Origin of the sequence: Cohaesibacter marisflavi (genome assembly GCF_963665895.2) — a bacterium.
In the GTDB taxonomy this organism is placed as follows: domain Bacteria; phylum Pseudomonadota; class Alphaproteobacteria; order Rhizobiales; family Cohaesibacteraceae; genus Cohaesibacter; species Cohaesibacter marisflavi.
In genome coordinates, this window is record NZ_OY762534.1 from 4,639,398 (window position 1) to 4,651,733 (window position 12,336).

Sequence of the window (12,336 nt, forward strand, 5' to 3'; positions counted from 1 at the left end):
TTCTTCGACGTGGTGATTTTGTTTCCCATGCCAGCTCCATGCTATTTCCCGAGCGGGGATAGGCGATAGCTGTGCGATAATCGTGCAACTGTTGTTGCTATACGGTGATCAACTGCAAGAATCCGTTTGACGCATGTCGTAAAGAAGAGTAACCCGATTTGTGGGACACCTCTCCCCAACGAGAGGCAACTATCTGTGAGGGTAGCTTTATGACAGATATTACACTACCGGCCGTACGGCCGAACAATCCCCATTTCTCTTCTGGTCCTTGCTCCAAGCGTCCTGGCTGGTCTTTCGACAGCCTTGCAGACGCGCCGCTGGGCCGTTCTCACCGCGCTAAACTTGGCAAATCCAAGCTGAAAGAAGCGATTGACCTGACCCGCGAAATTCTCGGCGTGCCTGCCGACTATCGCATCGGGGTTGTGCCTGCATCCGATACGGGTGCCGTGGAAATGGCTCTGTGGTCTCTGCTTGGTGCGCGGGGAACCGATATTCTCGTTTGGGAAAGCTTTGGTGCTGGTTGGGCAACCGATGTTGTCAAGCAGCTCAAGCTGGATGATACCCGTGTGATGAAGGCCGACTATGGCCAGATCCCGGATCTCGGCGCAGTTGATTTCTCCCGCGACGTTGTCTTTACATGGAACGGCACCACTTCTGGCGTTCGTGTTCCCAATGGCGACTGGATCCCGGCAGACCGCGAAGGTCTGACCATTTGCGACGCCACCTCTGCTGCTTTTGCGCAGGATCTTGCATGGGACAAGCTCGACGTTGTGACCTACAGCTGGCAGAAAGTGCTGGGCGGTGAAGCCGCTCACGGCATGCTGATCCTCAGCCCACGTGCTGTAGAACGGTTGGAAAGCTATGTACCAGCATGGCCGATGCCGAAAATCTTCCGCATGACCAAGGGTGGCAAATTGATCGAAGGCATCTTTGAAGGCGCCACGATCAACACCCCTTCCATGCTTTGCGTGGAAGACTATCTTGATGCACTCAAATGGTCCAAAGATATTGGTGGTCTTGATGCCCTGATGAAACGGGCCAATGAGAATCTTGCCACGTTGGAAGCCTGGGCGGACAAGACGCCTTGGGTTGATTTCCTGGCCAAGGACAAGGCGATCCGCTCCAACACATCCGTGTGCTTTACCATTGTAGACGAAGATGTGGCCGCACTTGATGCTGCTGCTCAGGCCAAATTTGCCAAGGCGCTGGTTGCGCGGTTGGACAAAGAAGGCGTTGCTTATGACATCGGGGCCTATCGTGATGCTCCGACGGGGCTGCGCATCTGGGCCGGTGCCACCATTGAGGCGTCCGATCTGGAAGCTCTGACCAAGTGGCTCGATTGGGCCTTTGCTCAGGAAAAGGCCGCGCTCTAGCTCTGGCGCATGTTGCCAATCAGACGGCTCTGCAGGGCAGGGCCGTCGCAAGACCTCAAGACACCATTTTCGTTTCATGCGACTTGCTGCGCCGGGGAGAGTTGGCGCGCGTTGCAAACCAGTGAGGATATTCCCATGGCTAAAGTTCTGATTTCCGACAAACTGTCGCCAACCGCCGTTCAGGTCTTCAAGGACAAGGGCGTAGAGGTTGATTACCTGCCAGACCTTGGCAAGGACAAGGACAAGCTGATCGAAGTGATCGGCCAGTATGATGGTCTGGCCATTCGCTCTGCGACCAAGGCAACCGAAAAGGTCATCGCTGCGGCTGACAATCTCAAGGTGATTGGCCGCGCTGGTATCGGCGTGGACAATGTGGACATCGAGAAAGCCACCCAGCGCGGTATCATCGTGATGAACACGCCGTTCGGCAACTCGATCACCACCGCTGAGCATGCCATCGCCATGATGTTTGCCGTTGCACGCCAGATTCCGGCTGCTGATGCATCCACGCAGGCTGGCAAGTGGGAAAAATCCAAGTTCATGGGTGTCGAGATCACGTCCAAGACCCTCGGCATCATCGGCTGCGGCAATATCGGTGGTATCGTCGCAACCCGTGCTGTTGGTCTCAAAATGAAGGTCATCGCGTTTGACCCGTTCCTGTCGCCGGAGCGTGCTGTCGAGCTGGGCGTTGAAAAGGTCGAACTGGCCGATCTGTTCAAACGGGCCGATTTCATTTCTCTGCATACCCCGCTGACTGACAAGACCCGCAATATTGTTTCTGCTGATGCCATCGCGACCATGAAAGACGGTGTGCGCATCATCAACTGTGCCCGCGGCGGTCTGGTGGATGAAGATGCGCTGGCTGCGGCCATCAAATCCGGCAAGGTCGCAGGCGCTGCCTTTGACGTGTTTACAAACGAACCGGCCAAGGAAAATGTGCTGTTCGGCTTGCCGAATGTTGTCTGTACGCCGCATCTTGGTGCGTCGACCTCTGAAGCGCAGGAAAATGTGGCCATTCAGGTTGCCGAGCAGATGGCCGACTATCTGGTCAATGGGGCTGTTTCCAACGCACTCAACATGCCTTCGATTACCGCAGAGGAAGCACCGCGCCTGACGCCATTTGTCAAGCTGGCCGATCAGCTCGGCTCGTTTGCCGGTCAGTTGACCGAAAGTGGCCTCAAGGGCATTCGCATCGAATATGAAGGCGATGTGGCCGAGATGAATACGCGGGCCCTGACGTCCGTTGTTCTGGCCGGTGTGCTCAAGCCACTGTTGCAGACCGTGAATATGGTCTCAGCTCCGGCGATGGCCAAAGAACGTGGTATCACTATCGAAGAAACCCGGCGTGAACAGCAGGGCAACTACGAAAACTATATTCGCCTCACTCTGGTGACCGAGCGTCAGGAACGCTCTGTTGCCGGTACCGTGTTCGGTGATGCCAAGCCACGCATCATCCAGATCAAAGGTATTAATATGGAAGCCGAGCTGGGTGAGAACATGCTCTATATCACCAACAAGGATAAGCCTGGCTTCATCGGTCGTCTGGGCACCTTGCTGGGCACGTCCGAATTGAACATTGCAACCTTCAATCTTGGCCGTAAGCAAGCTGGCGATGATGCCATTGCGCTCATCGAAATTGATGGTTCGATCAGCGATGCGGTGATTGCTGAGATCGAGGCGCTGGAGGGCGTTGTTCAGGCCAAGGCGCTGAAATTTTCCGTCTGATTAGACCGGGCTGGAGCCATCGTTCTGGCGTATGAAAATGAGAGGGCGTTTCGCGATCAGTGACGATTGCGAAACGCCTTTTTGTTGTGGCCTTCTGAGTCTTTTTGCTGCCGTTTCCTGTGTGGTTTGCAGGGTGGGAGGGCATATCTTGTGCCAAAGGCTGCCAATCACTGTGCAAATGCAGCATTCACGGGGCAAATATGCATGATCAGCAGTGGTCTAGCCTTTGAAAAGTCGGTTTCGCACTCGCTTCACACTAAAGAATTGTCTATAGTCCTGCTCGCTTGATGAGGTGGTTTTGCCGTTGGACGGCGAGGTCTGTCATCAAAGGGTGTGTCTTGCCTGTGCAAGGCGCGTTTCCATGGGATTGGGTTGGTTGATGCAACCGCGTCGGCTGAATTTCCCGTCATTTCCTAATTTGCTTTTAACAAGCAATCGGGCCGATCCCTTTCAGATTTAACGTTATTAAAGGAGCTCGCATCGATGGCAAATGTTGTGGTCGTCGGGTCGCAATGGGGCGACGAGGGAAAAGGCAAGATCGTAGACTGGCTGTCGGAGCGAGCCGATATCGTGGTACGCTTTCAGGGCGGCCATAATGCAGGCCATACGCTGGTCATCGATGGTGTAAGCTACAAGCTCAGCCTGCTGCCATCTGGTGTTGTGCGTCCAGGCACCATGGGTGTCATCGGTAACGGCGTTGTCGTTGATCCGCACGCGCTGGTCGCTGAAATCGGCCGTCTTGGCGAACAGGGCGTGGCTGTGTCTCGCGATAATCTGCGCATTGCCGAGAATGCCTCTCTGATCCTGTCGCTGCATCGTGAACTTGATGCGATGCGTGAGGAAGCCGCATCTGCCGGCACCAAGATTGGCACCACCAAGCGCGGCATTGGTCCAGCTTATGAAGATAAGGTTGGTCGTCGCGCAATCCGCGTGATGGATCTGTCCAATCCGGAAACCCTGCCTGCCAAGATTGATCGCCTGTTGGCTCACCACAATCCGCTGCGTCGCGGCTTGGGTGTTGAAGAAATCAAAGCGGATGACATCTATGAAGAGCTGATGAGCGTTGCTGATCAGGTTCTGCCTTTCATGGACCAGAGCTGGCGTCTGCTGGATCAGGCCCGCAAGGCTGGCAAGCGCATCCTGTTCGAAGGTGCGCAGGGCGCCCTGCTCGACGTTGATCACGGCACTTATCCGTTTGTGACCTCTTCCCACACCTCTGCCGGTCAGGCTGCTGCCGGGTCAGGCATCGGGCCATCAGCGCTCAACTATGTGTTGGGGATTACCAAAGCCTACACCACCCGCGTGGGTGAGGGGCCTTTCCCGACCGAGCTGTTCGATGAAGTAGGGCAGTTTTTGGGTGAAAAAGGCCATGAATTCGGCGTTGTCACCGGTCGTAAGCGCCGTTGTGGCTGGTTCGATGCGGTTCTGGTGCGCCAGACTGTTTGCACCTCCGGCATCACCGGCATTGCGCTGACCAAACTCGATGTACTTGACGGCCTTGAAGAAATCAAGATATGCGTCGGGTATATGCTGGATGGCGAACGAATCGATTACCTTCCTGCTTCGCAAGGGGCACAGGCTCGTGTGGAGCCGATTTATGAAACTATGGAAGGCTGGTCTGAAACGACTGCAGGAGCCCGTACCTGGAAAGAATTGCCAGCACAGGCTGTGAAATATGTTCGCCATGTGGAAGAGCTGATTGGCGCTCCGGTTGCTCTTTTGTCTACCAGCCCTGAGAGGGAAGACACGATTCTCGTGCAGGACCCTTACGAAGATTAGGTTGGGGTTGCCTATTGTCTTGGTTGGTGCGATCTTTTGTGCTCAGGTGGCTCCGGCGGACAAGTGAATGGAATAGGAAATGGCGGACTATTACGCAATTTTGAAGCGGGCCGTAGAGGCTGTGCCTACCCAGACTAGGGAACAGAGGCAGACGATCTACGACAAGGCGCGCAAGGCGCTTTTGGCGAAGCTTCAGAATATGGATCCGCCATTAACTCCTGCCGATATATCCAAGCAACGCATGGCGCTCGAAGAAGCCGTAAGGGCTGTTGAGCGCGATTTAAGCGGAAGCGGCATGTCTCTTGCTCCCGCTCATCATGATACTGATGATGAGGCACATGTTCGGGCCGATCAACATCCTCATGAGGCGCCAAAGGTTGGGGCTTCGCACAAGCCCAAAAGCGACCGGCCGAATGATGATGAGCGGGACGCAGGCGAGGCTAGCGATGAGCGCGCTAAGCCTCAAAAACCTCATCAGGGCGAGCGGCCTGATACCAAGGAAAGACCCAAGCAGGAGATTCTCGAAAAGAAGTCTCCTTCTGATAAGGTTGTGCGTCGCGCTGGACAGGATGTCCTGAAAAATGCAGTCAGGGATGCCAATGCGCTCGGGCAGGCGACCAACAAGGCTGTCAAGCATGCTCAGGATGCTGCCGATGCTGTGGGCGAGGAACGCGACAGCGGGGAGGCGGCCCGCATCGAACCAACGCTTGGCGACGCGGTTGTTTCTCAATCCAAGACCTATAAACGGCCTAGCATCGAAGAGGGCGTCTCCGATCGCCCCAGCTATGCTTCTGATGATTCCGCAGATGATGATGGCTCCAAATCGCGCTTTGGGTTGATTGCCATCGCCATGCTGATTGTTGTTGTGCTGATTGGCAGTGGTTATCTGCTGTATGCCAACAGGGATGCCTTCCTTCTTTCCGATACGACTGACACCGAGCAGGCTGCCAATGGCTCCGCCCAGTCTGTTGGGAAAACGCAACCGGGCGATACTGGCTCCTCCAGCAATTCATCCGATATGGCGGCCAAGTCCGTCCGCACGATTACCGTTACGCCTCCATCGGAAGAAGATGGCGCAGCGCAAGACGACGATGCAACCGCTCAAGCCGGTACAACGACGGCTGATGCCACCGCTCCGGCGGTTGAAGATGCAAATAATGGTGCAAGCAGTGGTCCGGCTGATCTGTCTGTTGCCCAGCGCTCGATCCTTTATGAGGAACCGGGGGGCGAGGGCGAACCGGGGTCTGCAAGTGCTGGCGAAGTTCTCTGGTCTCTTGATGGAGAAGGAGACAATGCGGTTGTTGTGATCGACGCAACCATTCCGGACAAGAAGATGTCCTTCAACATCACGATGAAGAAGAATCTGGATGCGGAACTTCCTGCTTCTCATCTGATCGAGATTTCAGCCACCCATGCTGACGCAGATCCGGCCAAGGCGATTGTCAAGATTCCTGGACTTATTCTCAAACCAACCGAGCAGAGCCGAGGGGAAGGGCTTGTCGGGGCTGCTATTCGCATCGCTGATGACCTGCACTGGGTTGCGCTTACCTCGGGAGACCGGGAAGAACGCTATAATCTGGAACTGCTGCATTTGCGCGGTTGGATTGATATTCCGATCCAGTATGAGACCGGTCGTCGTGCGATCCTCACGCTTGAAAAAGGCGAGGCTGGGGATCAGGTGATTACAAAGGCCATTCAAGCCTGGTCCAGTCGCTAGAGCGGAGTCTTCCTGCACGTTCTCGGGCTTTTGAAGATCTGAAGCCAGCGCGTGAGACGCACGGTTTGCGTTTAGGCGCGTCTCAATCGATAGGCATAAAAAAGACTGCCGGACGGGTGTCCGAGCAGTCTTTTGTTTTCTCAGCATGCGCTTGTCTGTGTCGCCAAGCGCCAGATTTTATGGTGAGGCTGGCGGCTCAGGCAGATTCTGTTTCCAGTGCCTTGGCTGCAGCTGTCTGAACCTCTTTTTGCACCTTTTCAAAGGCGCGCACTTCGATCTGACGAATGCGCTCGCGGCTGACGGAGAATTCTTCGGAAAGCTCTTCCAGCGTTGCCGGTTTTTCGGCCAGTCGACGCGCTTCAAAAATACGGCGCTCGCGATCATTCAGAATGCCCATGGCGTTGCTCAGAAGGTCCATGCGATGATTGAACTCTTCTTTGTCGGCCAGAACGGTTTCCTGACTTTCGCTGTCATCCACCAGCCAATCCTGCCACTGTCCGCTCTCGCCATCTGATTTGAGAGGCGCATTGAGGGATGCGTCGCCGGAAAGGCGGCGGTTCATCGAAATGACTTCTTCGTTGCTGACACCAAGTTTCTCGGCGATATAATCAACCTGATCGGGCTTCAGATCGCCGTCTTCCAGAGCCTGAATCTGACCCTTCACCTTGCGCAGGTTGAAGAAGAGACGCTTCTGGTTTGCTGTGGTGCCCATTTTGACTAGGGACCAAGAACGCAGGATATATTCCTGAATGCTGGCGCGAATCCACCACATTGCGTAGGTGGCCAGACGGAAGCCCTTGTCTGCATCAAAGCGCTTGACGGCCTGCATGAGGCCGACATTGCCTTCGGAGACGACTTCGCTCACGGGCAAACCATAGCCGCGATAGCCCATCGCAATTTTGGCAACGAGGCGCAGATGGCTTGTCACCAATTTGTGGGCCGCCTTGCTGTCACCATAGTCAGTGTAACGCTTGGCCAGCATATATTCTTCTTGCGGCTCAAGCATTGGAAAACGTCGGATTTCATTGAGATAGCTGCTCAATCCTCCTTCGGAAGAGAGCGCTGGAATATTGCCAGTAGAATCTTTTGCCATTCATATTACTCCTCTTATCCCCCAAAATGGCAGGACGAGTTGCGCAGCCGTAGCCTGCGGACATAACAAATATAGGCAGAAATGCGACAATTACAGGGCCTTGACCCAATTAAATTGACATTTTCTTCAATGCATTCATTACATTTTGTAAATCTTCCGGCATTTCGCTTTGAAAAACCATTTCTTCGCCGGTTATCGGATGCGCAAAGCCCAGCAATCCTGCGTGGAGCGCTTGTCGCTTGCGGTTTTCTATATCCTCGGCCAAGTCTCTGGGGAGTTTATTGAGCTTGGATTTGAAGCCCTGCCCGTATTCCGGGTCACCCACAAGGGGGTGGCCGATATGGGCCATATGCACGCGGATCTGGTGCGTGCGGCCGGTTTCGAGCTTACATTCGACCAATGACGCCAGAATGTCCCCTTCTGAGGCAAATTCTTCCAAAAGGCGGTAATGAGTGATGGCTTGCCTGCCACCCTGCTTCAGCACTTTCTGCTTGAGACGGTTATGCTGCGAGCGCCCGATCTGGGTGTCGATCGTTCCCTTCTTGTTTTTGAGCTGCCCCCATACCAATGCCTGATAGGCCCTGACAAGAGGGCCAGACCGTCCATGGTCTGCAAATTGCTCACTGAGCCCCTTGTGGGCCGCATCTGTTTTGGCGACGACCAACAGGCCAGAGGTCTCTTTATCTAGCCTGTGCACGATGCCAGGGCGCTTGACGCCCCCAATGCCCGATAGACTGTCGCCGCAGTGGTGGATGAGCGCATTGACCAGTGTCCCTGTCCAGTTGCCCGCTGCGGGATGCACGACCAGCCCGGCCGGTTTATTGATGACGATCAGGTCATCATCCTCAAAGACCACGTCGAGCGGAATATCTTCACCCTGTGGGGTCGGATCTTCGGGGGCAGGCAGAGTGACCGTTATACGATCACCCACATTGACCCGCTGGTTGGGCTCCAGTATCGTCCGCTCTGCCTGATCGGGGCGAGCAAGGACAACATGGCCTTTCTTGATCAGGCTCTTGAAGCGGGAGCGGGAGTGGCGCGTATCCTTGGTGGCGATGACGGCATCAAGGCGCTTGCCGGCCTCGTCCTCTTCGATGAGGAAAGACAGGATTTCATTTTCACTATCAAAACAAGAGTCAGACATGGTGCAACAAACTCCCGACGAACAAATGCCCGGCGATGAGTCCTTTCAGAGCCCGGAAATGCTGGATGTTCAACGCAAGATCCGCATGATGGTTGTCTCTTCAATCCTGATCATGGGGCTTGGTATCTTTTCCATTCTTGGTGTTATTATCTACAAGAGCGTAGCCAATAATGAAAGTGCAGAGAATGGTCAAGGTGATCCGGTCATTGTGGGTAATCAATTGAAGGCCGGTGAGAGCGTGCGCTCGATGATTGTCGAGAATGGCACGATCTATCTTCTGGTGGATGGAGAAGATCGGACATCCCTGATGACGGTCGACAAGAAATCCGGCTCTGTGAGCCGCCGGATCGAGTTTATTCCACAGGGGCAATGAATATTCACAGATTCGTCAAAATCGTCTCTTGCGCTTTGACACAAAGCTCCCTATAAACCGCCTCACCGATTGATGAGCGCCCTTCGTCTAGCGGTTAGGACGCCGCCCTTTCACGGCGGTAACACGGGTTCGAGTCCCGTAGGGCGTACCATTCCCGAACAAAACTGGGCACCTTAGACGTGTTTAGTTTTTCGGGGGTGCATATAGCGTGCGTCAGAGCATGTTTTGACCCGGTGATCCTCACTTCATTATCATTCAGCATGATCTGTTCTATGAACAGGTTCAAATATGCTTTTTGCATGCTCGGATTTCCGCCGAAAAATTTTTCGCGCATGAGTTTGGCAAAAGCTTCCAACTTCTCGGGCGTGATGGCGAGATCGTCATCGCTGATCTGTCGCGCCAAAAGCTCTACCTGCTCTTCCAACTCGTCTCGGTATGCTTTTGTTTTGGTGATGCGTTCCTTGAGCTGCGGATCATTAAGGTCAATGAGACCTTCTTCGATCGCTGCATACAGGTTTGAAAGCGCAGCCGCTTTTGCAGAATGCTCTTTCTTGAGGTGTGCCAGCTTCTGTTTCAGAGCTTCTTTGCCACCCTTCGAACGATCCATGATTTCCTGAAGAGTTAGGTAGAGCCGTTCCGGGTTAAAAAGCTTTTGGGCCAGTTCTTGCAGGATCATGTCATCCATGAAGTCCATGCGAATGCTTCTGCCCGGGCAAGCTGTTTTCCCCTTCCTGGCGCATGTAGAACAGGCATAATAGCGATATTGACCGCTTTTTCCGGTCCTCAAAACCATGCTGCCCCCACATGTGTCGCATTTCAGGAGACCCGAAAGCAAAGTTGGCCCGCTGACCACCCGTGGCGGTGTGTTTTGGGGACGCTTGGCTTCCAATGTCCTCTGCACCTTATCGAACACAACCTGTTCGATGATTGGGGGCACATCAACGGGAATCCATTCCTCACGCGGTTTGATTTCCCGTGTCTTGCTGTCCAGGCGGTTGAAGTAGTGGGTACCGGTGTAGATTGTTCGTTGCAGGATGTCGTGAACGTGGCTCACGTAGAACATCTTTCCTCGACGCTTGATGCCTCTATCATTGAGGTGATCGACAATGGCTTTCACGCCCAGTGGCCCACTGACGCCATCTCCATTTATGTAGAGGTCATAGATCCTACACACCAATGTGGCTTCGTCCTCGTCAATGGCGAGTCTTTTCTTGACCCGGTCTCCCCTTTTCTCCGCCTCTACTGTGCAATATCCGAATGGTGGTTTCCCGCCATTCCAATAGCCTTGGCGGGCATTTTCCAACATCGTACGGGTTGTGTGTTTTGCGGTCTCTGCGGAATGGTAAGCATCAAATCCGGTAAGCACGCTGCGAATGAGATTACCTTGCGGATCATCGGCAATTTCTTGCGTCATAGAGATCAAGGTAACTTTATGCCTTTTCAAACGACGGCGATAAGTTTCGAACTCATAATCGTCCCGAAAGAAACGGCTGAATGAATGCACGAGCACTGCATCAATGGGTTTGTCAGGGCCACAGGCAAAAGCGATGAGTTCCTGAAAAACCCGGCGATTGTCATTTGTTGCCGACGCCCCGGGTTCGATAAATTCTCTTACCAATTCCCAGTCTCTCTGCTCGCAATACTGCTTCGCTTGACGAACTTGATCAGGGATGGAAAGGTCTTTTTCCGCCTGACGACTGGTCGACACTCGACAGTATAAAGCGCAGTTCCTGATCTTTGTATCTGTCATCTTCATTCTCCCATGATCCGTTGAAGGTCGCGATCGAGGTGGTTCAAAATCAACTGAATTTCTTCTTCGGTCACTTCGAAAGATGCTGCCCAGTCACTGGTGACGGTCAGGCTGTTATTCTTTGGCTGCCCTCTGTGACCGGCCGAGTTCAATACATTTTTCGCATCTGCCGTGGTTGTCGGCTGATGTGAAAAATCCATATTTTCTGGTTTCGGACTTGATGGCATTGGGGGACAAACTGAGTTTGATGTTTAGTCGGCGGCGATTTCTAGGCGCCGACTGGGCATCAACGAAGTGAGTCCGTTTGAAAAATTTAAAAATATTTTCTTCGACTTTTATTCAAACTGTTGAATTGTTTGAATAAAGTGCGCCATTCATTCCACTTGCGCTGGATTCGAAGCGGTTGAGTTTTATGCCGGCCGCATGTTGAGCCAGAGATTCCACTAATCAGGATCCTGTTATCGAGGCAGACCGCTGCTTTTGCTGTAGAGGTCGATTTTTTGGGCAGATTTTGGCTTTTGGTAAAAAATGGGTGAATCCCATGACATGGGTTCGTTTGGCTGGGAACCAAAACACATTCTTCCACCACTGCACAAGCTGCTGAAATATTTTAGTAATTTTTCTTTCTGGCACATTTTCAGAAAGTGGGCCCCTCATAAAAGCTCATGACCGTTTGCTGCAATCGCAGACACGTCCAGCCTTCTGGGCGTGAGATCGTCCCGAGAAAAAACATGAGTTTTCAAAATCCATGTTTTTTGGCTGCGTTGCTCTGGCTATTGCAGTTATTCGAGCCGGCCGAGGGACCAGATGTGCTCAGGAAACCACCTGACTTGATGCTGGCTTACGTGGTGTTTCGAAGAGGCAGAAAGACATGCCATCCGCCGAAACTGCGTACCGGTCACTCAATCCAGATTCTTTAATGTCCTCGTCAGGCCTATACTCGATGAGATATTCGACCACCAACATGCTGCAGGTCTCGGTTACGGTTGGAACATAGTTTATTCTCGGGAACTGATCGCCGTCTTCGTCACAGTCGTAGAAGAAAGCATCTTTGCTGAGCCTGGTTCCCGTTGCTGCTTCAAACTCGACGAGGAGCTGATAGAGGCGCCGATCTTCCTCATCTGACAATTCCGAGCTGAAATTGAAATAGCCCGTGATCTCGCCCCCCTCTGCTCTTGTGGTCGCGATGACGCTGGCGATTTCGTCAGGTTGGAGTGTTTTGCACTGCAACGGTCCTGCGACGAAATTCTGTACGCAAATGAATGATCCCATGCTGATGAAAAGGTCTTTCATGATCAATTGTCTCCTGAAGGCATGCCTGACTATAGGCGGTTGTTGGTATTGGGCCTGTGAGGCTATTGGGCTTTTGGCCGTTTCGAACC

The 12,336-nt window shown here is 53.4% G+C and carries 9 protein-coding genes, 1 tRNA gene and 1 pseudogene; 6 read left to right on the plus strand and 5 right to left on the minus strand.

Translation table 11 applies throughout. From position 1 onward, the window contains the following. Positions 1–209 precede the first annotated feature (209 nt). The 4 genes from ACKPCT_RS21595 to ACKPCT_RS21610 all read left to right on the plus strand — a co-directional run bounded on the left by ACKPCT_RS21595 (position 210) and on the right by ACKPCT_RS21610 (position 6,594). Positions 210–1,373 carry a phosphoserine transaminase gene (locus ACKPCT_RS21595; protein ID WP_319567928.1) on the plus strand — a complete coding sequence of 388 codons (1,164 nt, stop codon included), beginning with the start codon at positions 210–212 and terminating at the stop codon, positions 1,371–1,373. 135 nt (positions 1,374–1,508) lie between these two features. Then, positions 1,509–3,098, plus strand: a complete 1,590-nt coding sequence (gene serA, locus ACKPCT_RS21600; protein ID WP_319567929.1) for a phosphoglycerate dehydrogenase — start codon at positions 1,509–1,511, stop codon at positions 3,096–3,098. Between the two features lie 483 nt (positions 3,099–3,581). Further along, the gene (locus ACKPCT_RS21605) at positions 3,582–4,877 is read left to right on the plus strand and encodes an adenylosuccinate synthase (RefSeq protein WP_090073301.1); all 1,296 of its coding nucleotides are present in this window, start codon (positions 3,582–3,584) and stop codon (positions 4,875–4,877) included. Between the two features lie 79 nt (positions 4,878–4,956). Continuing rightward, positions 4,957–6,594 (plus strand): hypothetical protein, encoded by a 1,638-nt coding sequence (locus ACKPCT_RS21610; RefSeq protein ID WP_319567930.1) that lies wholly within the window; start codon positions 4,957–4,959, stop codon positions 6,592–6,594. 196 nt (positions 6,595–6,790) lie between these two features. Here ACKPCT_RS21610 and rpoH read toward each other — a convergent pair whose 3' ends face one another. Continuing rightward, positions 6,791–7,687: an RNA polymerase sigma factor RpoH gene (rpoH, locus tag ACKPCT_RS21615; RefSeq protein WP_319567931.1), complete on the minus strand. Its 897-nt coding sequence runs from the start codon at positions 7,685–7,687 to the stop codon at positions 6,791–6,793. Between the two features lie 109 nt (positions 7,688–7,796). Next, positions 7,797–8,831, minus strand: coding sequence for an RluA family pseudouridine synthase (locus tag ACKPCT_RS21620; RefSeq protein ID WP_319567932.1), 1,035 nt, complete (start codon positions 8,829–8,831; stop codon positions 7,797–7,799). On the opposite strand from ACKPCT_RS21620, the gene ACKPCT_RS21625 reads away from it, so the two are divergent. Both ACKPCT_RS21625 and ACKPCT_RS21630 read left to right on the plus strand, forming a co-directional pair. Beyond that, the gene (locus ACKPCT_RS21625; RefSeq protein WP_090073308.1) at positions 8,830–9,204 is read left to right on the plus strand and encodes a hypothetical protein; all 375 of its coding nucleotides are present in this window, start codon (positions 8,830–8,832) and stop codon (positions 9,202–9,204) included. The two genes, ACKPCT_RS21620 and ACKPCT_RS21625, sit on opposite strands and share 2 nt — an antisense overlap. Positions 9,205–9,280: 76 nt before the next feature. Continuing rightward, a tRNA-Glu gene (locus ACKPCT_RS21630) sits at positions 9,281–9,355 on the plus strand. Between the two features lie 567 nt (positions 9,356–9,922). On the opposite strand, the pseudogene ACKPCT_RS21635 reads toward ACKPCT_RS21630, so the two are convergent. The 3 genes and pseudogenes from ACKPCT_RS21635 to ACKPCT_RS21645 form a co-directional block, all read right to left on the minus strand. Then, positions 9,923–10,960: pseudogene (locus ACKPCT_RS21635) on the minus strand (recombinase family protein); the annotation flags it as partial. Continuing rightward, the gene (locus ACKPCT_RS21640) at positions 10,957–11,154 is read right to left on the minus strand and encodes a hypothetical protein (protein WP_319567934.1); all 198 of its coding nucleotides are present in this window, start codon (positions 11,152–11,154) and stop codon (positions 10,957–10,959) included. The gene ACKPCT_RS21640 and the pseudogene ACKPCT_RS21635, both read right to left, overlap by 4 nt. A gap of 613 nt (positions 11,155–11,767) precedes the next feature. Then, complete coding sequence (locus ACKPCT_RS21645) at positions 11,768–12,247, minus strand: hypothetical protein (protein ID WP_319567935.1); 480 nt, start codon at positions 12,245–12,247, stop codon at positions 11,768–11,770. Positions 12,248–12,336: the final 89 nt, after the last annotated feature.